Source organism: Streptomyces sp. KL2 (genome assembly GCF_046529545.1).
In the GTDB taxonomy this organism is placed as follows: Bacteria; Actinomycetota; Actinomycetes; order Streptomycetales; family Streptomycetaceae; genus Streptomyces; species Streptomyces radiopugnans.
This window is the reverse complement of the sequence record NZ_CP127171.1, coordinates 44510-66690: the sequence shown is the minus strand read 5'-3', so window position 1 is coordinate 66690 and position 22181 is coordinate 44510. Positions and strand designations below refer to the sequence as shown.

General features: G+C 71.2%; 21 protein-coding genes, 2 pseudogenes and 1 CRISPR repeat array. Of the genes and pseudogenes, 6 read left to right on the top strand and 17 right to left on the bottom strand.

The window, feature by feature from the left end; translation table 11 throughout:
• Positions 1-88: 88 nt before the first annotated feature.
• The 10 genes and pseudogenes from QPK52_RS27510 to QPK52_RS27465 form a co-directional block, all read right to left on the bottom strand.
• Entirely contained in the window at positions 89-238 is a 150-nt protein-coding gene (locus tag QPK52_RS27510; RefSeq protein ID WP_410540563.1) for a hypothetical protein, read from the bottom strand.
• A gap of 10 nt (positions 239-248) precedes the next feature.
• Positions 249-581: a CRISPR direct-repeat array (repeat unit 28 nt; unit sequence GGACCATCCCCGCGGGTGCGGGGCCGAC).
• A 261-nt stretch (positions 582-842) separates the two neighbouring features.
• The gene (gene fxsT, locus QPK52_RS27505) at positions 843-3377 is read right to left on the bottom strand and encodes an FxSxx-COOH system tetratricopeptide repeat protein (protein WP_410540562.1); all 2535 of its coding nucleotides are present in this window, start codon (positions 3375-3377) and stop codon (positions 843-845) included.
• A gap of 27 nt (positions 3378-3404) precedes the next feature.
• Positions 3405-3752 carry a hypothetical protein gene (locus tag QPK52_RS27500; RefSeq protein WP_410540561.1) on the bottom strand — a complete coding sequence of 116 codons (348 nt, stop codon included), beginning with the start codon at positions 3750-3752 and terminating at the stop codon, positions 3405-3407.
• Between the two features lie 274 nt (positions 3753-4026).
• Positions 4027-4368, bottom strand: a complete 342-nt coding sequence (locus QPK52_RS27495) for a helix-turn-helix domain-containing protein (RefSeq protein WP_410540560.1) — start codon at positions 4366-4368, stop codon at positions 4027-4029.
• 121 nt (positions 4369-4489) lie between these two features.
• Positions 4490-5065, bottom strand: a complete 576-nt coding sequence (locus tag QPK52_RS27490) for a hypothetical protein (RefSeq protein WP_410540559.1) — start codon at positions 5063-5065, stop codon at positions 4490-4492.
• A gap of 628 nt (positions 5066-5693) precedes the next feature.
• A complete protein-coding gene (locus QPK52_RS27485; protein ID WP_410540558.1) occupies positions 5694-6347 on the bottom strand; it encodes an HNH endonuclease family protein in 654 nt (217 codons plus the stop codon).
• A gap of 76 nt (positions 6348-6423) precedes the next feature.
• Positions 6424-7929 (bottom strand): pentapeptide repeat-containing protein, encoded by a 1506-nt coding sequence (locus QPK52_RS27480; RefSeq protein WP_410540557.1) that lies wholly within the window; start codon positions 7927-7929, stop codon positions 6424-6426.
• Between the two features lie 772 nt (positions 7930-8701).
• Complete coding sequence (locus QPK52_RS27475; RefSeq protein WP_410540556.1) at positions 8702-9079, bottom strand: PIN domain-containing protein; 378 nt, start codon at positions 9077-9079, stop codon at positions 8702-8704.
• On the bottom strand, positions 9076-9330 hold the full coding sequence (locus QPK52_RS27470; protein WP_410540555.1) for a hypothetical protein: 255 nt from the start codon (positions 9328-9330) through the stop codon (positions 9076-9078). Before QPK52_RS27470 ends, QPK52_RS27475 begins: the two co-directional genes overlap by 4 nt.
• Positions 9331-9584: 254 nt before the next feature.
• Positions 9585-9799 (bottom strand): annotated as a pseudogene (locus QPK52_RS27465) (hypothetical protein).
• Positions 9800-9813: 14 nt separating this feature from the next.
• Here QPK52_RS27465 and QPK52_RS27460 point away from each other — a divergent pair.
• Positions 9814-9939 (top strand): hypothetical protein, encoded by a 126-nt coding sequence (locus QPK52_RS27460; RefSeq protein WP_410540554.1) that lies wholly within the window; start codon positions 9814-9816, stop codon positions 9937-9939.
• 18 nt (positions 9940-9957) lie between these two features.
• On the opposite strand, the gene QPK52_RS27455 is transcribed toward QPK52_RS27460, so the two are convergent.
• The 3 genes and pseudogenes from QPK52_RS27455 to QPK52_RS27445 form a co-directional block, all read right to left on the bottom strand.
• A complete protein-coding gene (locus QPK52_RS27455) occupies positions 9958-11031 on the bottom strand; it encodes a hypothetical protein (RefSeq protein ID WP_410540553.1) in 1074 nt (357 codons plus the stop codon).
• Between the two features lie 100 nt (positions 11032-11131).
• Entirely contained in the window at positions 11132-12043 is a 912-nt protein-coding gene (locus tag QPK52_RS27450) for a hypothetical protein (protein ID WP_410540552.1), read from the bottom strand.
• A gap of 204 nt (positions 12044-12247) precedes the next feature.
• Positions 12248-12453, bottom strand: a pseudogene (locus QPK52_RS27445) (XRE family transcriptional regulator); the annotation flags it as partial.
• Here QPK52_RS27445 and QPK52_RS27440 point away from each other — a divergent pair.
• From QPK52_RS27440 to tcmP, 3 genes are all read left to right on the top strand, one after another.
• Positions 12442-12672, top strand: coding sequence for a hypothetical protein (locus tag QPK52_RS27440; RefSeq protein ID WP_410540597.1), 231 nt, complete (start codon positions 12442-12444; stop codon positions 12670-12672). The pseudogene QPK52_RS27445 and the gene QPK52_RS27440 sit on opposite strands and share 12 nt — an antisense overlap.
• Complete coding sequence (locus QPK52_RS27435; RefSeq protein ID WP_410540551.1) at positions 12644-13735, top strand: hypothetical protein; 1092 nt, start codon at positions 12644-12646, stop codon at positions 13733-13735. Before QPK52_RS27440 ends, QPK52_RS27435 begins: the two co-directional genes overlap by 29 nt.
• Positions 13736-14141: 406 nt before the next feature.
• Entirely contained in the window at positions 14142-15323 is a 1182-nt protein-coding gene (tcmP, locus tag QPK52_RS27430) for a three-Cys-motif partner protein TcmP (protein ID WP_410540550.1), read from the top strand.
• 24 nt (positions 15324-15347) lie between these two features.
• On the opposite strand, the gene QPK52_RS27425 is transcribed toward tcmP, so the two are convergent.
• The 4 genes from QPK52_RS27425 to QPK52_RS27410 form a co-directional block, all read right to left on the bottom strand.
• Positions 15348-16094: a DUF5131 family protein gene (locus QPK52_RS27425; RefSeq protein WP_410540549.1), complete on the bottom strand. Its 747-nt coding sequence runs from the start codon at positions 16092-16094 to the stop codon at positions 15348-15350.
• Positions 16095-16296: 202 nt separating this feature from the next.
• Entirely contained in the window at positions 16297-17031 is a 735-nt protein-coding gene (locus QPK52_RS27420) for a DUF721 domain-containing protein (RefSeq protein ID WP_410540548.1), read from the bottom strand.
• The gene (locus tag QPK52_RS27415; RefSeq protein ID WP_410540547.1) at positions 17028-19421 is read right to left on the bottom strand and encodes a hypothetical protein; all 2394 of its coding nucleotides are present in this window, start codon (positions 19419-19421) and stop codon (positions 17028-17030) included. Before QPK52_RS27415 ends, QPK52_RS27420 begins: the two co-directional genes overlap by 4 nt.
• A gap of 875 nt (positions 19422-20296) precedes the next feature.
• Positions 20297-20596: a helix-turn-helix transcriptional regulator gene (locus QPK52_RS27410; protein ID WP_410540546.1), complete on the bottom strand. Its 300-nt coding sequence runs from the start codon at positions 20594-20596 to the stop codon at positions 20297-20299.
• A 93-nt stretch (positions 20597-20689) separates the two neighbouring features.
• Here QPK52_RS27410 and QPK52_RS27405 point away from each other — a divergent pair, with 93 nt between their 5' ends.
• Together QPK52_RS27405 and QPK52_RS27400 are read left to right on the top strand one after the other, a co-directional pair.
• Positions 20690-21331: an HAD family hydrolase gene (locus QPK52_RS27405; RefSeq protein ID WP_410540545.1), complete on the top strand. Its 642-nt coding sequence runs from the start codon at positions 20690-20692 to the stop codon at positions 21329-21331.
• Between the two features lie 4 nt (positions 21332-21335).
• Entirely contained in the window at positions 21336-22175 is an 840-nt protein-coding gene (locus QPK52_RS27400; protein WP_410540544.1) for a DUF1932 domain-containing protein, read from the top strand.
• Positions 22176-22181 lie beyond the last annotated feature (6 nt).

The window sequence follows — 22181 nt, the reverse complement described above, 5'->3', positions numbered from 1 at the left end:
CACCGGGTGTCCCCGCCCAGCCTGCCCCCGCCGACGCCCACGTGCCATCACCGCCGCGAGTGTCGACGCCCACCAACGTGATACTCGGTCACGGCTGCTCACGCCTTCCTTCGGTGAGTGCGTCGCGCAGACGGCACCTGGCGTAGCGGTCGGTCGAGTGCACGCCGGCTTCGGTGATGCCCGGGTACCCGGCGATCTCGCGGTTGCTGCAGCCCTCGTAGTAGCGCAGCACGATCACGTCATGCTGCGGGCCATCCCTGCGGGTGTGGGGCCGACATCAGCCCGGCGATCCGCGGAGACGGCATGAGAGGACCATCCCCGCGGGTGCGGGGCCGACTTGAGCGTCGTGACGCCTTCCATGCCGCCGGGGGGACCATCCCCGCGGGTGCGGGGCCGACCGCAGCAGAGGCCGCGCGCAGCGGTGAGCCGTCGGACCATCCCCGCGGGTGCGGGGCCGACGTTCCCCAGCAAGGTGCCGAACTGGGACAGGAGGGACCATCCCCGCGGGTGCGGGGCCGACGATGTCCCGGAGGCGTGGAAGCAGCGCACCGCCGGACCATCCCCGCGGGTGCGGGGCCGACCTCGAGCACGCCTGGGATTGGTGGACCAGGCACGGGGAGCCGAGCCTCTACGACTTCGGCATGACCGTCATTACCGGTCCGCACGGGCAGACCGTATGGTGCCAGGATCCCGCGGCAGGCCCGTACTGGCCCGCACCCGAGGAGTCGTCAGCTCACCGGTCCTGACTCGTGGCCCTGTGCCCACCTTCGGCAGCTGGTGGGCAGGCCAGCCGTTCAGCTTTGCCGGTATCACGGTGACCGATGCCGGCAGAGTCAACGGCCTCACTCATCGTCCGTCCGTTCCACTCGCCCCCGCCACCGGGTGAGGCCGTGGCGGACGATCAGGCTCCAAGGGTGGTCCTCGCCCAGTACCCGGGCCATGTCGGGCAGCAGCTCGGCGAATGCGGCGGCGGCGGCGCCCGCGTCCCCCGCCTCCCCCCGCCAGTGGGCGAGGCGGCTGCGGGTGGCCAGAGTGGTGGGGTGATCCTTGCCCAGTACCCGGGCCATGTCGGGCAGCAGCTCGGCGAATGCGGCGGCGGCGGCGCCCGCGTCCCCCGCCTCCCCCCGCCATCGGGCGAGGTTATGGCGGGTGGTCAGGGTGTCGGGGTGGTCCTTGCCCAGCACCCGCAGCCGGTCGTCCAGCAGCTCGGCGAATGCGGCGGCGGCCCCGGCCGCGTCCCCCGCCTCCCCCCGCCAGAAGGCGAGATTGTTGTGGGTCAGCAGGGTGTCGGGGTGGTCCTTGCCCAGCACCCGCAGCCGGTCGTCCAGCAGCTCGGCCAGTGCGGCGGCGGCCCCGGCCGCGTCCCCCGCCTCCCCCCGCCAACAGGCGAGATTATGAAGGGCGCTCAAGGTGTCGGGGTGGTCCTCACCCAGCACCCGCACTGTGGTGGGCAGCAGCTCGGCGAACGCGGCGGCGGCCCCGGCCACATCCCCCGCCTCCCCCCGCCAGTGGGCGAGGTTATAGCGGATGCTCAAGGTGTCGGGGTGGTCCTCGCCCAGTACCCGGACCATGTCGGGCAGCAGCTCGGCCAGTGCGGCGGCGGCCCCGGCCACATCCCCCGCCTCCCCCCGCCAGTGGGCGAGGTTATAGCGGATGCTCAAGGTCCCGGGGTGGTCCTCGCCCAATACCCGCACTGCGGTGGGCAGCAGCTCGGCGAACGCGGCGGTGGCCCCGGCCACATCCCCCGCCTGAGCCCGGCAGTGGGCGAAATTCTGTCGGGCGATCAGGGCGTCAAGGTGGTCGGGGCCGAGGTGGCGGGTGGTGGTGCTGGTCAGGCGCTGGAAGTGGTCCCGTACGGCGGCGACCTGCCCGGCGCTCCTCAGGCTTCGTCCGATGCGGAACAGTGCCCCATGCGCCTTGGGGGTGTGCAGGGCGTCTTCGGCGCAGGCGATCAGGGCGGTGGTGTTGGCGCGCAGGGCGGTGGCCAGGTCGGTGTCGCGTTCGATGTCGGGCCAGGCGGCCAGCAGCGCGTCGGCGGCGGCGTGGGCGGTCTGCTGGTGCTGGTGGGGGGTGAGGGTGTCGCGGGTGGCGCGCTGGACGAGTTGGTGGGTCCGTACCGCTTGGTGCGGGGTGCCGGGGGTGTGCTCGATCAGGTGCAGGCGGTGCAGGGCCCGCAGGGCGAGCACCGCGTCCCGGTCCGGGACCGGCTCCGGTGCCTCTTCCTCTGCGGCGGGGCCCTGGCTGGCGGTGGTGCGTTGGGCGGCCAGGTAGGTGCGGGCGGGGGCGCTGGTCAGTACCGGCTGGGGGATGCCGTTGGCGTCCAGCAGGGATGCCAGGTGGAGCATGGGGCGGGCCAGGCCGGCCGGGCGCAGGGTGTCGGCGTGTTCGATGGACAGGGACCAGGCGGCGGCCAGCGGCAGGGCCTGGTCGTCGGGCAGCCGATCGGGGGCGGTGTCGGCGAGGGTGGTGGTGCGGTCGGCCAGCAAGTCCCGGTAGGCGGCTACGGTCTCGCCGGTGTCGGCGAGGTAGGCCGCGGCTTGGGAGAGCGCCAGTGGCAGGCGTCCCAGCTCGGTGGCGAGCGCGGCGATCTGCTCGGCCGGTTCGGTGCGGCCGTGGGCGGCAAGGCAGTCGGTGAGGTAGGCCTGTGCCTCCTGCTGGGTGAACAGGCCGACCTCCACCAGGCGGCGGCCGTCGGCCAGTGCGGCGTCCCAGCGGCGGGTGGTCACCAGCACCCGCCCGTGCGGGCTGGCCGGAGGCCACAGCTCGCGCAGGTCGTCGGGGTCGGCCACGTCGTCCAGCACGACCAGCCACCGGCACCGTCTGGTCCTGGCTTTGGGGGCCAGCCAGGCCAGGAACGTGCGCGCCGCCGTCTGCGGATCACCCGGGTCGGCCCGGCACAGCTCCACACCGGCCTGCGCATACCGCTCCACGACCGCTTGCCGGCTGCCGGCGGTGACCCACACCAGCACGTCCAGCCCGCCGGCCTGGCTGCTGTCTTCCCAAGCGGCGCGGGCGTAGGCGGCGGCGAGCTGGGTCTTGCCCACTCCGCCCATCCCGGTCAGCACCTGGCTGAGCACCGCGGTGCCCCCGCCCGCCACCGCCGTGCGCAGCCGGTCCGCCTCCGCCCGGTGCTGGAAGGAGCGGGCCGCAGGCGGGACGACTCCCACCTGGTGCGGCCAGGCAGCGGGTTCCTGGACACCGCGCTGCCCCACGCTGAGGGTGCCCACGCTCAGGTAGCCGGTGTTGGCCACCCCGCCCCAGCTGGCGGCGGCGTCACCGGTCCCGGAAACCTCCGCCGAACCCGCCGCCCGGCCCTTCCCAGACCGCTCGCCCCTGCGCCCCCGCCACACCATGCCCGTCCCCCTGCCCGTCCTCATCCCGGCCTGGCTCCCGCGCCGGGCCGGTCAGCTCTCCTCGATCCCGCTCACCGCGCTGCTGCCCGCGCCCTCGGCGCTCGCCCTCCCGCTGTTCTCCACCCGCGCCCGGCCCCCGCCGACACGCCGGCGGATCCCGGACACCGCCCGGCCCCCGCCCCGCGCTTCCGCCCGCCCGGCCCCGGTCACCACCGCCTCACCTCGCCCGGTGCCGGGCTGGAACAGCGCCCAGACCAGCGCGGCGATCCCCACCGCCGCCTGAACACAGGCCCCGACCATCTGCCCCGCACCAGGGCCGTCCCACAGCCACACCACCGGCGTGGACACCACCCCCACCGCGGCCGCCGCCACCACCACAGCCTTCCACCCCCGCGACACCCCACCAACCCCTTCCCTGCCTGCCCCACCGCCGGGCACACCCCGGCACGGAGCTTAGTCACCCCGGGGACACGCCATATGAGCACGCTGGAAGAACCGTGCCGCCTGCCACCCGACCCGCCTCGCGCGCCGGAACCCAGCGCGCTCCTGCTGCCGACTCCCTTACGGCTCCCCCGCCGCGCGGCAGCACTGCTGCCCGGGCTGGAGCAGGCATCAAGCACCGTAGCCGGTGCGGCACATCGTGACTCACATGACTGACATGCCTCAACTGCCCTCAGATACCTGTGAGGCAAGCACGAGGTGCCGTACTTGCCTGAAGCCTTCCGGCGACCCTAGATAACCACCGCCGCGCGGCTCTTCCCGACCCGCATCCGCAGGCGGACGATCCGCTCGCCGTCCTTCGGAGGGCGCACATGTCGAGCGGATTGGCCACCCCGACCGCACGGGCCAGGCGGGGCAACACCTCGGCTCGCGGATGCCGCTGACCGCTGAGGTAGAAGCTCACCGCCCGGTCGCTCGCACCCGCTGCCCTGGCGATCCCAGCCACCGACAGGCCGCCTGCCTTCCGCGCGGCTTGCCGGCGCGAGCAGTCGAACTCGTACGGAGCCTCGGACACGGTGACCTCCAGGAGCCGGTCTGAACGAACCGCATACTCCCGCGATCCAGCGGTTCGTTCAGACCACCCGACTGCGCCACCGATCAGCTGACAGCCCGGCGGGTCGCTGGCACCTTGGGGCTCAGGCAGCCTCAGCTTTGGGGATGGCGTCGTCGCGCATCCAGTCAAGGAACTGGCGTAGCGCGGGGATCAATTCTTCGCCGACGCATTCTCCGCTGGCGAAGACCCATGTTCGGCGGTAGGTCGGACCAGCCGCACCGTTGTCTGCGGCGGACGCCGAGGGCACGCTGAAGGTGTACCGCTCCTGCTCGGTTCCGTCTCTGACGACGTCGATGTGGGACTCCGTGGCCACCGACGGATTGTAGGCGGTCGCACGCCCCATCGCCGCATCGGAGACGAGGACCTCGTGCTGGACCCGGGCCGCTTCCTCTGCCTCTTTGAGTACCAGGTCTCTCGCGTCTTTCACGCACTTGAACCGGCGATCGGCAGCACTCTCCCTGCGCCACCACTGACCAAACGCGGCCGTCCGCCCCAGCTCCTTCGATTCGGAGTGGACCACGTGACCGACTCTGCGGATCACGGCGATGGCGCCGACGAAGGAGTCCCGGAACTCCTCTGGGTCGTCGGCGAGCTCCTCCAGGATCTCCAGGTACTTCTCCGCCAGCGCGAGGGCCTTCCGGCTCTTCTCCAGTCTCATAGGTACATTTCAGGCGCTACCTGGTGGTGCTGCCACCGCGCTTGGGGCTGGGCGAGCGGACGGTGGACTACCACGTCCGCCGGGCCAAGGAGCATCTGCGGGTGCGGCTGGGCCTGCCCGCGCAGACCCCGCGCCGCAGGACGGAGGGGGGTGATGACCGGTATCGACGAGTTGCTGGCCGACGCGAGAGTGCCGACGGCCTCGGGATCCTTCGACGTGGCGGCCAGGCCGGGGCCGGGAGCGGGCAGGCCCCGTGGGGGGCGGGGCCTGCCCGGTGGCGCGCTCCTGTCACCGGCCAAGGCCCGGGGTTCTGCGCCGTAGCGCGCCATGGTGACCCTATGGCCGGCTGCCGCCCGACGGGCGGGCGGGCGGCAGATCCGCGCGTCGATGTGCGTGACCCGGGCGGCCGACCTTCCAGGCTCTGGCGGCGGTGCAGGCGGCGGAACGCTTTCTTGAAGGTGGGTGGTGCTGTGCGCCGTCATGAACAACAGCTCGGCGCCGGTTTCCGGTCCCAGGTACGTTTCCGCCTCCCGGCCGCCCCGGCTCGGGTTGCCACTCGCCCGGCGGAGGCTGCTGGCTCGGCCCATCCGGTGCCGGTAGCGGAAGAGCGGCACAACTGCGCCGGCGGTCAGCCGGCTTTGGTGATGTGGACGGGCACGTTGGGGCAGTCGGCGGCCAGGCCGGTCAGCCGGTCCCGTTCGGCCGGGTCCACCGACAGGTTCCAGCGGAGTTTGATGGCGGCCCAGTCGCCGATGTAGTGGCAGACCACCGCCGGATCCGGCAGCCACTCGGCAACGTCCCGGTCGGCCTTGGAACGGTTGGAGCGGGCGGTGACCGCCACCAGCGCCCGGGGGTCGCCGAGGTCGTTGGCGTAGGCCTCGCGCTGCTGGGCGGACCAGGAGCGGGCGCCCGAGTCCCAGGCTTCGGCCAGCGGGACCAGGTGGTCGATGTCCAGCCCGCGCGGGCCGGTGAGGTAGGTGTCGTCGTACCAGGAGTGCCAGCGGCCGCCGGACAGGGTGCACCGGCCGGTCACGGCCGGCGGGTCAACGGCCTCGTCCCGTAGGACCTCCGCCCGGGTGGAGCAGCCGTCCCGGTCGGCGTCGATCCAGTGACGGAAGGCATCCCGGTCATAGCCGGTGCGGTCCTCGGCCGCGACCGGCAGCGCAGCCACCACCTCCCGCAACGGCACCGTGAACTCCTCGGCGGCGGGCACGGCGTGCGCCGGAGCGGCGAGCGCGACGAGGGCGGCGGCGGCCAGGCCGACACGGAGCACAGATCTCATGCCAGGCACATGAGCCGCACCGCCGACCACCATGCGGCAGCAGGCCGGAGACCGCCCGCCGGAGTGAAGCCGACGGTCAGCGCTTGACCCGGCCGCGGACCGCCAGGATCGCCAGCGCCAGCAGCACCGGCGCGATGAAGCGGACGGCCATCTGGGTGTAGGCGCCGGTGGTGGTCAGGTCCTGGCCGGAGGAGCGGAACACCGCCGAGTTGACCACCACCCGCAGAGACTCCTCGAACCGGTCCGTGGTCATCCGCTCGGCGAGCGGCCCGCTGGGGTTGACTGGCGCGGGGGTGCCGGTGGTGAGGGTGATCTCCTGCCCGGCGGCGACCTGGCGGCCGGTGGTCGTCAACTCAGTAGCCTCGACGGGCAGACCCCACCACACCATGACCACCAGGGCGAAGAGCATCACCACAAGGAGGCAGGCCAGAGCGCGGGAGACGCGCAGCCCGTACCCGGAGACCGCCCAGTACACCCTGAGCAGGGCGCGCTCGCCCCGGGGAGTGCCGGGGTGACCGTTGCGGCCTCTGTCATGGCGGCGCATCTCGCACTCGCCGTAGTAGAAGTCCGCCGCCCCCGGCTCGTTCCTCGTATCCTCCAGCGCCTTGCGCAACTGGCGGTAGAGCGCGGCCACGGTCTCCGGGCCCGGGGCAGATTCCAGATCCGGGTGGTCCGGCCCGGGCCGCCACTCGCGTGGTGAGAGCTGCGTGCTGGGGGCTGGGCGGCCTGCCGCGGCGGCGCGCCAGTGGTGCTCCTCGGCCAGGGTCCGCCGCCGCGACCGCCACCAGCCTTTGGGTGGTCGGGCAAAGGTGATCCGACCCTCCAAGCGGAGCTGGTCCAGGTGGACCGCGCCGGCGAACCGGCACTCGGTGAGGTCGACACCGGTCAGGACCAGGTGGGCCGCGTCCACCCCTTGCAGCGACGTGATCCGCAGGCGGAGATTGGCCAGGCCAGGCTCGGCCATCTCCTCTCCACCGGGCCCGATGAAGGGCCGGGGATAGGCGGAGATGCTCACCGGGCGTTCCAGAACCGCGTCGCTGAGGTCCACCTCGGCATGCCGCAGCCGCAGCGCGGCGGTGGAGGCCCACCGCGTCCGCCGACAGCGCACGGTCGCCGCTGCTGCCTCGATGGTCACCGCGCGCTCGAACACCATCTCCGACAGATTCAGCGTTCCGGTACACACCAGCGGCCCCAGTGCACGGCCGCCGAACTCCGCTCCGATGAACCAGGCCTCGCCGCGGAACGTCGCCCCGCTGAACCGGGCCGGGCCGCCGAACGCCGCCCCGCTGAAATCGGCGGTGCCGAAGCAGAGGCGGTCGGTGGCGGGGTCCGTGAGAGCGGCGCGCAGTTCGTCCAGCAGCCCTGCGGTGAAGGGGGTGCCGCGGTGGTCGAGGTCGGCGCCGGGGCCCAGGCTGGCGAGGTACCGCCGTCGCTTGCGTGGAGAGAGGTGGGCCAGGCACGCGGTGTACGGGGGGACGTGGATGCCGCGGCAGCCCACGGGGTCGTCGGCGGTGGCGCCGTGGCCGCAGTGTGGCCATTCAGGCGGGGTGCGGGGCGGTGGTGCGGGGGATGGGGATGTCACGTTCCCAGCATGGTTGGTATGTCCTGCATAGCTGCCTATTGCCCCGGTGGGCGTGGCCGCGGGGCTTTTCCGGTGCGGCGCGTTCCGCACTCCGCATCTGCGGTGATTCGCAGTCTGTGAATCGAGGCATGAGCATGACATTTCGCTCCGCGGGCGGCCGGGGCGGAGGAGGTCCGGCGGGCGCCGGGGCCGCGCCGGGGCGCCGGTCAGGTCTGCCTCAGTCCCGGTAATACTCCTTACCGGGAGTGGTGCTGGCCTGTCGGCAACCTCATCAGGCCGAGGGCGAGAGCGAAGGCGAACCCGAGCGCATGCGCGGTGCGCGGCCCGAGCCGCTCCAGCACCCCGGGCGATCGCCTGGTCCTCGAGGCAGCGCAGCCACAGGACGAAACCCACGCCGTCGCCGGGGCGGGCGGCGTAGGAGACCACACCCAGGCGCGCCCAGACCAGGTTGACCGGAGCCAGGACGGCCCGGCCCGCAGTCCTCCGGCGGCGGAGGTACCCTCCCCGTTGCTGTCTGCCCTGACCGGCACCGTCCACGACCCGCACCGAGGCGCCGGCCACCGGCCCGCAGCCGGGCTTTTCGCTGTTGACCGACGGGGACTTCTTCGGCTGTTCCCCGTGCAGCAGGCCGTCCTCGCGCACGCGCGCGGTCTGCGCAGACCCGCGGTTCCCACCACGGCCTCCGCCCGTCGGACGCATCTGCACGCCGGGCGCTGACCACAGAAGAGGCTGTTTCTCGCGGGAAACAGCCCCTCGCCCGAGACGGCGCGGGTCAGGTGGGGTTCAGCGGGGTGATGCCGGTACCCGCGTACAGTTCAGGTTCCAGCGACAGGACCGTCAGCGGCTCCCCCGCCTTTACCGCTTGCCAGGCGATCGCAGCGGCGTGGGCCACCGGCCAGTCCACGTTTGTCCAGTCCATCGCGTCCACTGCGTGCGCCGCGGTGAACGGAACGTTCTCCGCGAACCGCAGAGCTGCCGCGTGCTTGCCGGCGCCCGCAACCTGCCGCTCGGCAGCGAGCACGGAGAGGGAGGGGATGATGACACGACCGGTGCCGCGCGAGGCCTCGATGTAGAGGCCCGTGAAGAAGGAATCCGCGCGGTACAGGGCGGCCAGAGCCGTGTGGTCCAGGACGGCCGTCAGGCTGCTCATGCGGCGGCGCCGCCCTGATGGGCGCGAATCCTCGCCCAGGCATCCTGGCCGACCTGCTGAACTTGCTCGGTGTACTCAACGCCGAGCTCACGGGCCGCCTCGACAGCACGCTGCTCCCGCTCGGCCTCCGTGAGCTCGCGCGTGGCGAGCTCTTCCAGCAGCTCCGTGATGGTGGTGCCGCGCTCCTCGGCGAGGACACGCAGACGATCGCGCACTTCCTCGCTGGTCTTGATGCTCGTCGGCTTGCTCATACCACCGATTCTACCGCCGGTAGAACCGCCGGGGCAGAGACCTCGAGTCGCCGGCGCTGCCCCGGCGCAGCACACCGTTCCCCTCCAAGAGAGGACCACGAGTTGGCGGTGGTGAAGGATGTGCAGGCTTGCAGCGCAGCAGGCTGGCCTTGCTGCACGAGCAGCACCCGTTTACTGGCTGAACCGTGCGAATGCTGCGCTGCACCCAGTACCTCCATGCAGCAGCCGTGCAGCACGAGGGCAGCGGGCGGCTGCTACACCTCGATGAAGGCGACGACGACCACGGTCTTCAACGCCGTCACCCAGTACACGAGCCGGACGCGTTCGACGTCGTCGACGTACTGGCGCAACCTCTGGCCGCTGCTGTCGCCAGGGAGCAGTTTGCCGGCCTCGGGGTCGACGGAGATGACGACCAGGCGCGGTCCAGAGCGTGGACCTCCGCCTCGCTGTGTCGACTGCGAAGAGGCACCGGCCGGAGCGCCGGTGCTGCCGCTGGACCGGGCGCTGGACGCAGCCGAGCAGCCGGGTGTACGGCTGTGCTTGCTGTGCGGCGCCATCACCAAGCTCGATCCCGTGCTTCGCGGGTTCGATCAGGGCTTCGATGGCTGACACGCATCCCGACACCCCTTATGCCTCCTGCTGCTGGGTGACGGGAAGGCGGTCCAGCACGCCTTCCAGCAAGACATTGACGCTGGCGCGGGTCGGAAGGTCATCGGTGCTGAAGCGGCTGGTCCGGGTACCGATCTGCCGGTGCAGTGCGTCGTCAGCGGAGGCGCGGAACTCCGTGAGCTGCTTCATGTACACCTTCTCGGTCCTGCCCCACGGCCCGTGCGCGACGACGTGCTGGAAGCTCTTCTGACCGAAGACCGGCGGGATGTGGTCCAGGATCGCTCGGAGCAGCATCTGGCACGCGTATGGGTGCTGGTCGGCGTAGTTGGCGTTGAGCTCGCGGACCAGGGCGAGCAGCTTGTCCGTCCGGAAGGTGGTGTCCTTGGCCTCCAAATCGGCAATGAGCTCTTCAGCAACGTACGGGCCGACGGCTGGAGCGGGCGCGGGGGCTGGCACCAGGGGGTGAGGAGCTGGAAAAGCTTCTGCCTGGGCCGTGATGAGGCCGGCGGTGGTGTGCACGTACTCGTGCAGGGTGGTGGCGTCCCGGTACTGGCGGATCTCCCGGCGCAGCTCGCGCCACCATGCGCCGTCTTCCGTTCCGCTGGAGCCGCCCCAGGTGGCCGGCTCATGTGTCAGGACGTCGGGTAGCCGGTCCAGGAAGCCCCGGGACAGTCCGGGCAGCTCCCGCTCGATGTCCTCGCGGGTGAATCGCGGCCTGGCTGCCTTCTGCGTCGACAGCGGTGCGCTGCGCTGGATCGCGATCAGCGCGTGGAGGACGCGGAGGAAAGGGGTGGCCACGTACGACTGGAGCTCGGTCACGTGGAGAGCGGCAGCGATCGTGAGGGCGGGGCGGTGGTCGTCGGAGATGTGGAAGCTGATGTGCGTCGTGAGGCCGTAAGAGGGGCCCACATGCCCGGAGGAACCGACGCGGGGCAGGGAGCGGATGATTTCCTCGGCATCGAGGTCATGCCGATCCAGGGTGTCGACGGTGAACTGCCAGACGGGCCACTGGCCCTCCATGAGGTACTGCTGGGCCATCGTCGTCAGGAGCAGGGTCTGCTCTTGAGAGAGGGCGGCCGTTAGATCGAGCATGACACCTGTCTTCCATCGGGTGTGCGGTCAGGGCAGGGCCCGTTGGCGTGGGCAAGACGACGGCAGTGGCGCCGGCCCGGCGCCGCTGCCGAGTCCTGGCTTAAGGCGTTCGCTGGGCCAGACCGGCGGCGAACCACTGCACGAGGGTGGCAGCCAGGTGCACGGCCATCTCGGCCTCGCGCTGGGTCTCGAACCGGGTCGGGTTCTGCGAGCCGTGCCGGGCGGTCTGGCCTTTCCACAACCGCTGCATCATGGCGGACACCAGCTCGATGTCGTTTTCCTGACCGGGTGCGGGAATCGCCGTGGAGAACCGATGGGGCGAATTCCTGATCACTCCCAGCATCGATCCGAGCGTCGCCTTGGCGTTGTTCGGTTCGATGACGGCCTGAGAGGCCGACTCCACCGCCTTGATCGCTTCGCTGTACGCCTTGGTCGGGTCCGGATCTCGCCCATAAGCGCACTTCCAGGCAGTCGCGAGGTGGTCGGCGGCCGAGCCGCTGCTTGGTGTACGCGCCGCAGCGAGCGCGCCAGCCACGGCCTTCTGCACCGCGTTGCCGACCCGGAGCTCAAGCCCGGTACGGGCATCATTCACACGGTATGCGGAGCCCCCGAGCGTCAGAATGTCCTGAAGATAGGCAATAGCCCTGTTCCGATCGGCGCTGCCGTCCACGTAGCCGCTCATGTCGAACCTGTAGGCCCGCGGACTGCCGGGCTCCGGCTCGGGCGGTGCGCTGAAGCGCAGCATCGTGTCGATGACGTCGAGTAGCTGCTTGTCGGTGGTGCGGCTAGCCAGAAACTTGGCAGGTGAGTACCCATGCGGGCCGATATCCACGCGAAGCCGCAGATGCAGAGCAACCCTCTCAGCGTTCTCCTCGTCCGCCAGGAGGATCTCCATGACCCAGCGGCGCAGGGGAATCTCCAGGTGCTCGGGGACACCTTCATCGAGGGCCTCGTCCGTCGACGGCCGGGCATCCACCAGCGGATCGAGTTGCTTCTTACGCCTTCCGAACATGAAGCGAACCGTACCGGCGCTGATTGCCGCGTACGAGAGCTTTTGAAAGCGCGGAACGACGGCCTGTTCGCAGCAGGGCGCTCACCGTGCGGCGTGCCAGCTGACCATGGACTTTGAGCTGGACCGTCGAACGGGGGCGGCCGCGAGCCCCGGACCACATGTCGCATGGGTCTGGGGCTCGCGAGCTGTTCGGGGCACGGGCTGCTACAGGTCGAACTCGAGGTGCTCGATGTCCGTGAACCGGACCTCTTCCAGGCTGCCGGCGTGGCGGCCGCCGTCCTGGAAGTAGACCTCCTTGAGCGCTTCGGCCGCGATCTCCTGGAGCCGGGCGTCGCTGGCGCCAGCCTCCTGGGCGTCGAAGAGACGGGCCGCGTACTGCGGGGCAGGGAGACGGTCAGGTGCCGGACGTTGCGAAGGAGGGTGTTGTCGCCGGCGTTGACCTCGCCGGTTCGACCAATGCCGATCAGCCCGCGCCGGGATGGATCAAGCCAAGTTCGGAAAGCCGCGTACATGCGCCTACTGCCCGGCCAGACTACGCAGTGCAGTTATTCGGCTACGCGTTTCAGGTGGAGGGCTTTCTTGCCGCGCAGGGACGACATCGTGACGATCGTGATCGACACGAAGAATGAGATGAAGAGGTCGATCGACGGCCTGGGCGCCAGGGTCAACGACCTGGAGCGGGACCTTCGGGCCGCGTTCACCACTGAGGTCGCAGGGTTGCGCGAGACCGCTCTCGCCGACGTGAAATCGTCGCAGCACGAGACGCGGACCAGCGCCTACAACGCGGGCAAGCGGGCCAGCGAAGCCGTTGCTGCGGTGGCTGATCTGCGCCGGGACGTTGACCGGCTGCACCACGGGCTCGAAGGTTTGCGTGAGGACGTCGGCAAGATCCTCAAGGCTCTGCAGGTCGCGGCACCGGCACGGGTGCCGGTGAGTGTCGGTTCGGCGGAAGACCCGTTCGCGGACCAGGCCGGGGCCAGCACCGGGTCCGGGCCGGATCCTGTCGTCGTGCCCGGGCAGAGGCAGGCACCGGACCAGGAGTCTGCACCGCAGGTGGAGCCCGCTGCCGCGAAGCTCTCTGCGGACAACTCACCCGGAGGCGACGAGCCGGAAGCCTCCACCGAGCCCGATGCCCCCACGGCCGACGAGGACGAAGCCGATCAGGCGCCACCTGAAGCTGGGCAGTCCGCGCCGGAAGCCAATGGCCGCGAAGAAGGGGACCAAGATGTTTCCCGCGCGGCGCTGGAGGCCAGCGAGCAAGGCCCCGGCGATCCGGTGAAGGAGCCGTCTCCGCTCACCTGGGAAGGCAGGGTCTGGGCGATCATGAGGGCTGCGAGGGTCGCGTCGGCCACCCTGGTCTGCCACCGGGACACCTGGGAATTCGTGGCAGCACAGGTGGGTAGCCATCCGCACTTTCGGACCCCGTCCCTCGAAGAACGCGAGGACGGCCGTGTGGCCGCGGTCCTCTCCGGCCGGTCGCTGGTCGCCGTGCTCCTGGCCCTCTACCGCACGGCGGAAGCCTCCGTGCGCAGGCCGGACGGCGAGGAAGCCGAGGAGCTGATCGCCTACGCCGACTGGTCCATGGCCTACCAGGTCTACTACGCGACCGCTCGGGTCCTCAGCAAGGCCTACTCTGAAGAAGGGGACCCCGTCGTGGTGACGATCGACAACCGGGTGCCCGCCCGGGCATGACGGTGCCGGGCAAGCGCTCCTGAACGGATGAGACGGAAGCCTCGCGGCTGACACACCGCGGGCGTACGGCAAAGAGCTGAGGGCCCTCACCATGGGTGAGGGCCCTCGAAAGTCTGACCCCGGTCGCGTGATGTAAGTCAAAAGCACTGCGGGACCGCTCGGAGCGGGCCCGGCGCAGCGCGGCTGCCCGTGAAACCGTGGTCGGCTTGGTGAGCCCGGAGCGTTTCATGGCGGGGCATTCACTCGAACGGGCTACCCCTGCAACCGCGCCCCGGCGCCACGCGCTCTCAGCCAGCGCAGCTGGGCCGGAACTAGGGGGGCGGGGCATCGGGCCTCTTGTCGGACTCCGAAACGTGGCTGACGATGCGTAGCAGACGGTTGTCCGGACCGTGACGAGGTGGGGGCCATGTCGACGGGAACAAGCGGGGATTACTGGAAAGACAAAGCACTGCCCAGCGTTTTCAAGCATGACTTGCTGAAGCGCTATCTGGCGCAGTTCGGCGGCATGCTGAGCGGCCAGTCGCACGACAAACGGGTGGTCTACCTGGACGGGTACGCGGGCGAGGGCCGTTACGAGAACGGCGAGCCGGCCTCCGCGGAGCTCGCGCTCAGGGTCGCCTCCCATTTCCGCGCCCGGCACGGGGTGACGGTGGAGGGCTTCTTCACTGAAGCCCAGGCCAGGTCGTTTCAGCGGCTGCAGGAGGTCGTGGAAGGCTACTGCCGCCAGGGAGTCGTCGCGCATGCTCATCGCGGTGAGGTCGACGGCGTCCTCGACAGCGTAATCCAGCGCGCCTCGGGCAGGCCGCTGTTCCTCTTCCTGGACCCGTGCGGGCTGGTGCTGCCCCAGGACCGGCTCGTGGACGTGCTGGCCAGGCAGCGGCCGCGCAAGAAGCCGGCGACCGAGCTGCTGATGAACTTCAGCATGATGGCCGTATGGCGGCTGGGCGGACACGTCCGTTCCCCCAACGGCAATGAGACCTCCCTGCGGCGCTTCGACGAGGTCTGCGGCGGAACCTGGTGGCGCGAGTACTTCGCCGAGGCGGCCGCTCCCGGCGCGCAGACCGGTGCTGCGGAGGACGCGATCGAGGCAGTGGCAGCCGAGTACGCCCGCCGCCTGGCCCGCCGTACCGGCATGTTCGTGCACTCGGTACCGGTCTCCCACGCACCGCACAAACGCGCCGTCTACCGGCTGGTGTTCGCCACCCGCAGCCAGTACGGGCTGTGGGTGTTCGGCGACGCCGTGGCCCGGGCACGCGCGGAATGGTGGAAGACCCTGGAACTGCAGGAGACCCGGGAGGACCCCGATGTCCTGTTCTCCACCGCCTCCGTGCTGCGGCCCGACCCCGCGACTGTGGAGAAGGAAGCTGTTCCGGCGATGGCCGCCAACCTGGAGAAGCTGCTCCGGGCCGGACGCCCCATCCGGCTGGTCGACCACACCCTGGCCGTCTTCGGCGACTACTTCGGACAGGTCACCGACCCGGCCGCCCGCAAGGCCGTCAAGTACCTGCACAGCCAGGGCAAGACACCCACCACGGGCGTCGGCGGCGACAAGACCCGCGCACTGGTCGTGCAGCCCGCACGACCGTGAACGCCCGGCCCGCAGCCCGCCGCGCTACACCGCCGCGGGCTGCGGCATCTCGTCCCAGGTCCGGCCGTCCAGCTCACGGCCGCCGGCCTTCGGCGTACGGCCACCCCACTGCTTGAAGAAGAAGGCCACACCGGCCCGCTGGCAGACGTCCCGGATCTGCGTGACCCAGGCCTCGTCCAGCGGCCGGTGCCCGCGCCCGGACTCACCGCCCGCGATCACCCAGTCGATCCCGGACAGCTCAAGCCCGTCCAGCGGCCCCAGCAGCGGCTCGCACGACAGGAACCGCACCGCCGCCGGCACCTGCCGCAGGTCGTCCACGCGCGGCAGTTCCCTCGCGCTCTCCACGGACACGCCCATCCACAAGTTGTCCGGCCACTCCAGACGGCCGGCGACCTGCCGAAGACGCCGTGCCCGCTTGGTCAGTACCTGGTAGGTGTGCTGCGGGGTGTCGGCCATCACCTCAAAGACCCGGCGCACGTAGTCCAGCGGCACCCGAGCGTGGAAGAGGTCGCTCATGGAGTTCACGAACACCGTGCGCGGGCTCTTCCACCCGTAAGGCACCCGCAGGGCGTCTGGGTGAAGCGTCAGCCCGAACCCGGGGCCGGAGGTCCGCGGGTCACCGTCGGCCTGATACTTCGGCGAGCCCATAGCCTTCAGGCGCTTGGCCAACGTCAGCGCGTAGCAGTTGTCGCAGCCCTCCGATACACGGTCGCATCCCGTGGTCGGGTTCCACGTCGCTTCGGTCCACTCGATCGAACTACGGTCGCTCACTGGTCCCCTCCTGCTGTGTGCTGCCCAACGATGCCCTCCGCCGCCGCGTTGCGGGAAGCGATGACCGGGACTGCTGATGTTCGTAACCGATCCTGAACGATTCACCGAATAGAACAAGCGTTCACACCGTAGTTGTCCGTGCACGGTCCGTCGAGCGGCGCGGTACAGCCGCTCCGGCATCCTGGCGCCGTTCCTCACTCGGTCACCTGCCGCTCAGGCATCGGCTTTGCGGACCGCGCGTTCCTGCCGGGCCCGGCGCAGTGCGACGGCTTCCATAGCCGCGGCTCGACGGCGCTGCGCACGGTTCACCTCGGCCGGGATCAGCTCGTCGTCCGGCTCGGGGAACCCGCGCCGGCTCAGCTCGCGCATCGCGGCAGTCTGCCGCTCCACCACCTGTGCGATCGACGGGTCGACACAGCTCGGGGACACGGCGGCCTGGCGCCCAGCGGTAGCCGTCGCACGCCGTCTCCCGCGTTTTCATCGACCCGCCGGGCACGGCGCCAGTTGCCAGGCCCCGGATGGTGCGGACGTTCGCACCCGGCACCCGCTCGTTGGCCGCCGCGATCAGCTTCAGCGCGCTCCAGCGCAGCTTCGTGCCGTACGCGGGAGCGTTGGGGGCGATGTCCAGGCGGCCGGTGTCCGCGTCGAAGCCCACCGCCTGGACGTACCCGGCGAGGTCGGGCGCGGCCGCGGTGAGGATGGCGTCGAACTGGGCGAGGACGCTGCCGCCGACGGCCGGGGCGGTCATGCCGCGTTCGGTCATCATCATGCCGATCGCCGCACCGAGTCCGAGCGGTTCGCGGCCGCCACGGCGCGGAGCCGTTCCGCTGTGCCGCTTCGGCTTCTTCGCCCGGCCGGTGCCGTTCTTCTTGGCCGCTTCCCGGGCGGCGATCAGGGCCTGGCGCGCGAGGTCGCCCCCGCTCGGCTCGGTGCTCACGCCATCACCGCCCCGGCGGTGTCGCCGTCGAGGGCGCGGGCGGCGGGTTCGGGCAGCCGGTCCTTCCACGGCGCGGGCGCGGCCGTCTCGGTGCGGGCGGCGGCCTGCCCGCGCAGCTGCTCCAGCCGCACCGCGAGCAGGTACTCGGCCGTGCGCTCCCGGGCCGCGTCGGCGGCCTTCGTCGCGGCGGCGACGGCGTCCGCGCCGGTTGGGTTGTGCTTGTACCAGCGGCGCCCCTGCTCGGTCTTGTAGGCCCGCCGGGCCTCGGCTTCGGCTTCCTCGGTCCGGCCCAGCATCGCCAGGGCGTTGTCCTGATACTCCTGGACGGCCTGCTGGGCGGTCTGGAGCGCGGTGAAGGCGTACGCGTCCCTTGCTGCCTCCGGGTTGGCCTCCAGGGCAGCGACGTCGGTGATCTGCAGGAACTCCTGCCAGGCGGCGGCGATGCTGTTGCCGATGGCCGTCCGGACTGCGGTGGTGGCGGTCGCGACGTTGCCCGGGTCGGCCAGGTCGGCGGACCCGGCTGCTGCGAGGAGACCGGCCTCACCGATCAGGGTCTCGGTCTGACGGCGGTGGTCGCATGTCTCGCACAGTCCGGCCGCCCGGGCCCGCCCGCAGTCCTGGCACGGCAGGGCCTGGCGGGCCGCTTCGGCGGCGGCCGCGGCCACACGTTCGCGCTCCGCCTGCTCCTGGGCAGCCGCACGGGCGGCATCGCGGTGGGCCTGCTCCGTGCGGGCCTGTTCACGGCGCCGCACGAGGTCCTCCGCCTCGATGTCCGTCTGCTCGCGCAGCCGCTCCTCAAGGACGCGCTGGCGCTCGCGGTCGGTGAGGCCGGGCAGCTCCCGGCCGATCTCGGCAACGATCCGGGCGCGGCGGGCGCGGCGGATGTGGATCACGTTGTGGCAGCTCTCGCACTCAGCCCCAGTGTCCAGCCGGATCCCGTCGTCGCAGCGCCAGTCCGAGCACGCTTGACGCTGCACCAGGCCCCGCCGGATCAGCCACGGATACGGGCGGTTGACCAGGGCCTCGCCGCCGCTCTCCGCCAGGCGGTCGGCCAGCCGGTCGGCCAGCAGCCGCGGCGCGCCACCCGGCAGCGCCAGCAGCCCCGCCAGGCGGGCCATCTCCGTCTTCGCGGCCGCCTCGACCTGGTCCTGCTGCCAGCCGCTCAGCCGCTCCCACAGCCCCGCCACCGGTTCCAGGGCCACTTGCAGACCGAAATCAGCAGGAAGGGCCACCCGCCGCTGCCGCTGCGCCCTGTCCCAGCCCACAGCCTTCGGCCAGCCACCGGCCCCGGCAGCACGCTGCCCCACCCGCTCATCGACCGGGGACTCCTTGGGCTTTTCCCCGCGCAGCGGGCCGCCCTCAGCCACCGGCGACCTGTTCCCGGCAGCGCCGCTCCCGCTGTCGACGGCCTGGTCCTCGCGCGCGCACACGCGCTCCGACCGATGGCCTTCACCCCCACGGCCTTCGCCGGAAAAGCCACCAGAGAGCAGCAGAGGAATGACAGGAGTAACCAGGTGAGGGTGATCAGTGTGAAGGGCTGCCGTACCGTCGGGCTCTGCAACATCCGCCTCATCCGTCACCGTCACGCCGCTGACCTGCGGTTCCGTCTCCGGCCCTAGCACCTGAGCAGGCCCTGCCGCAACGTCGGGGTCTGAAAACTCGGGCTCCAGGGCCTGCGCGCGGTCCTTCTGGACGTCGTCGGCGACCGTGCGGCCGTGCGCGACGGCGACCGCCGGCACCATCAGCCGCGACCGGTTCGGCATGCCCGAGCCCGTCTTCAGCCGGACCCGCAGCACCAGCTCCCGGTCCTCCAGGCGCTCCAGCACCCGCTCCCCTGCCGACGCCGAACAGCCCAGCAGCCGGGCCACCGTCGCCGCAGCCCGGCCGCGCTTGGTGTCCACCGCCCCGCCGCACAGCCGCACCCGCCCGGTCTCCCGCGCCTCCAGCACCAGCAGCAGCAGCGCCAGACGGTCGGTCGCCGCGCCCCGGCCGGTACGCTCACCGATCAGCCCGGCCGGAGTCACCCGGCCGTCCCGGTGCGTCCAGCCCGGCGCCATCACGGCCTCCAGCAGCCGCAGCAGCGTCGCCAACTCCTTCTTCGCCAGATTCAGCGGATGCCCGGCCACGTCCTGCGCCGCCCACAGCGGCAGCACCCGGCACTTCAGGCCGTCGTCCTGGCCGTACTCGCCCTCCGCCGTCTCCACCGACACCACACCCGAGCGCCGCAGCACCGGCACCACGCGGGAAGCCGTGTACGACGCCGACAGCCCCAGCCACCGGCCCAACTCCGAGGTGCGGATCTCCACCACACCCGACTCCGACGGCGTCCGCGACATCAGCACCACCACCGCCAGCCGCACCGCATCCGAAACACCGTCCAAGCCGGCCACGTCCAGCAGCGCACGTACCGCGCCACCCAGCCGGGCGCGAGCGTCCCGTCCCAGCGCCAGCGGATGCCCCGGACCCCGCACCGGCACCGGACCGGCCTGCGCAGGCACCGCCCAAAGCCGCAGTCGCCGTGGTCCCGACACCCGCACCTGCGTCTTCACCGCTGCGGCGACCGCCGCCCCGGCGCTCATCGACCCACCACAGCAACAACGCCAGAGATCACCGGGCGAGCACCACTCGAACGTCCTGTGGACAGATTTTCGCGACCGGCCGCCACCCGTGTGGACAACCCGGTGGCGTGACGAGCGGGCAGCCCGAGGACCGGAGCAGGGGTGTGCGGTGCGGCACACTCCGCACTACGACTTACCGGGCGAAACGTGAAGAAGTGGAATGCCGGTCCCGTCAGGCGGGAAGATCGCCCTGCGCGAACCGGGGTGATTTGGACATCGCCAGGCTGACATGGGGACACCAGATCGGGCACTATGACGAAGACGCCTTTCATCAGGCGGCCGCGCCCCGCCCGCTACGCGGGAAGGGTCGGCCAATGGGTGTGAGGGTGTTGGCCTGCTCCGGTCAGGAGCGGGTGGCCGTGCGAAGGACCAGGGGCGACTCCTTGCTCTCTCTCTGGTGGTTCGTGTCGGTGCAGCGGCCGTTGTCAGCGGCCGTGTTGTGCAAGGCCCTTGTCAGGGGCCGGCCCGCTTGTCAGGCGGGGTAGTGCAGTGGAGTGGAACGGCTCGATGAGCCGAGGCTCAGGACCGGGTGTCAACCGGGACTGAGCAGTCGACTGGGCTGTCAACCCGGTCGGCGCGAAGGGCCGCGCGAGGCCGGAGCGGATTGTCAGTCCGCTTTTCGGCGCGCGCGGCCGGTGGCGGCTACGTCACCCCGACCCCCTTGATTCCGAGGCTGGCGTCGGCATGCCCGAATCCGGGTCGGCGGCCTCCGGGAAGCGCTCGGCAAGCCTCTTGAGCAGGTGCACGTAGGCCTTGCGGTGTGGTCGCCGTGGATGGGTCTGGCCAAGCTCCCACCGGGCCACGGCGAGGCGCTTCACCCCCACGGCCTCCGCAACCTCCTGCTGGGTAAGCCCTGCGGCCAGGCGCAACTGCTGCCGCACACGCGGCGGCGGCAGAACGTCGTCCAGCAGAGCATCGACCCGCTGCAAGGGGTCCGTGTTGGCCATGGCCCAACCTCTCATGATCACTGACCCTCCGAAAGATACACCATGAGATCGATCTTGGGTGTTGGGTGCCGGGGCGCCGATAGGGTCGTGTGCATGCTGGCCCTCTTCGATCTGGACGGCACGCTGGTCGATCGGCGGGCGGTGTTCGGCGACGCCGTGGCTGATCTCTGCCGTGCGCACGCCTTCGGCCCGGCCGTCGAGCAGTGGCTGCTCACTGAGCTGGCTGATCGTGCGAACCCCGATGATTTCGCCCGACTCCGCACGGCCTTCGACCTGGAGGAGCCCGCCGCAGAACTCTGGCAGGAGTACGTCGGCCTGATGGCGGCCGCCGTCACCTGTCGGCCGACTGTCCTTGAGGGCCTGGCCCGCCTTCGGACAGCGGCCTGGACGGTCGGCGTCATCACCAACGGGGCTGCGGATATCCAGCGCGCCAAGCTCGCCGCCACCGGCATCGCCGAGCTGGTCGACGGCATCGCGGTCTCCGGCGACCTGGAGATCCGTAAGCCGGACCAGCGACTCTTCGAACTCGCGGCCGCCCGCTGCGGCTTGGACCTCTCCGACGGCGGCTGGATGATCGGCGACAACCCCGCGGGCGACATCGGCGGTGGCCATCAGGCAGGACTGCGCACCATCTGGCTGCGCGGGCGCCCCTGGCCGGACGGTCTTCGCGCCGCGCATCACATCGTCGACGACGTCACCGACGCCATCACCATCCTGCTCAACGAGACGGAGTAGCACCGTGGACCAGCCCACCGTCGGCATCCTCCACCCCGGAAGCATGGGCGCCGCCGTCGCCGCCTGCGCCGCGACCAACGCGGCCGAGGTCCTGTGGTGCGAGGCCGGGCGCAGCTCCGCCTCCGCGGCGCGCGCCGCCCAGTTCTGCCTGACGCCTGTCGCCGAGCTGGCAGAGCTGCTGGACCGCAGCGACATCGTCATCAGCCTCTGCCCGCCGGCCGCTGCCGAGGACCTGGCCCACGACGTCGCAGGGCACCGCTTCACGGGGGTGTACGTGGAGGCGAACGCGATCAGCCCCGAGCGGACGCAGCGCATCGCCGCGCTGCTCGAGCCGGAAGCGACCGTCGTGGACGGCGGCGTCGTGGGTTCCCCTCCGGTCGGCGGCAAGACACCGACCCTGTACCTGTCGGGCGCGGTCGCCGCGACTACGCGGATTGAGGCCCTCTTCGCGGGCACCGCTACCCGGACGGCAGTGCTGGGCACGAAAGTCGGGAAGGCGTCCGCGCTGAAGCTGGCGTACGCGAGCTTCCAGAAGACGTCGCGGGTCCTGGTGGCACTCGCGATCGGAATGGCGCGGGAGCACGGTGTCGAACAGGAGCTCATCGAGGTCGCCTCGAAGCGCACCAACTCGTACCTCTCCGAGCCGCAGTACGTCGCCAAGACCGCCGCCCGCGCCTGGCGCTGGGGCCCGGAGCTGGAGGAAGCCGCCGATGCGCTCGCGGCCGCCGGCCTGCCGCCGGAGACGTTGCGTGCGGCCGCGTCCACGCTGGCACGGTGGCACGAGGTCAAGGACGACGGCGAACTCACACTCACCGACGCCCTGGACCGACTCGCCCAGCCGTAGCCCGCG

What these genes read in the sequence shown, in the direction of transcription:
- QPK52_RS27475 (WP_410540556.1), bottom strand. Translation starts at nt 9,079, where the DNA reads ATGAGCAGCCTGACGGCCGTCCTGGACCACACGGCTCTGGCCGCCCTG.
- QPK52_RS27490 (WP_410540559.1), bottom strand. Translation starts at nt 5,065, where the DNA reads ATGAGACTGGAGAAGAGCCGGAAGGCCCTCGCGCTGGCGGAGAAGTAC.
- QPK52_RS27485 (WP_410540558.1), bottom strand. Translation starts at nt 6,347, where the DNA reads ATGAGATCTGTGCTCCGTGTCGGCCTGGCCGCCGCCGCCCTCGTCGCG.
- QPK52_RS27410 (WP_410540546.1), bottom strand. Translation starts at nt 20,596, where the DNA reads ATGGCCAACACGGACCCCTTGCAGCGGGTCGATGCTCTGCTGGACGAC.
- QPK52_RS27405 (WP_410540545.1), top strand. Translation starts at nt 20,690, where the DNA reads ATGCTGGCCCTCTTCGATCTGGACGGCACGCTGGTCGATCGGCGGGCG.
- QPK52_RS27455 (WP_410540553.1), bottom strand. Translation starts at nt 11,031, where the DNA reads ATGCTCGATCTAACGGCCGCCCTCTCTCAAGAGCAGACCCTGCTCCTG.
- fxsT (WP_410540562.1), bottom strand. Translation starts at nt 3,377, where the DNA reads ATGAGGACGGGCAGGGGGACGGGCATGGTGTGGCGGGGGCGCAGGGGC.
- QPK52_RS27450 (WP_410540552.1), bottom strand. Translation starts at nt 12,043, where the DNA reads ATGTTCGGAAGGCGTAAGAAGCAACTCGATCCGCTGGTGGATGCCCGG.
- tcmP (WP_410540550.1), top strand. Translation starts at nt 14,142, where the DNA reads ATGTCGACGGGAACAAGCGGGGATTACTGGAAAGACAAAGCACTGCCC.
- QPK52_RS27470 (WP_410540555.1), bottom strand. Translation starts at nt 9,330, where the DNA reads ATGAGCAAGCCGACGAGCATCAAGACCAGCGAGGAAGTGCGCGATCGT.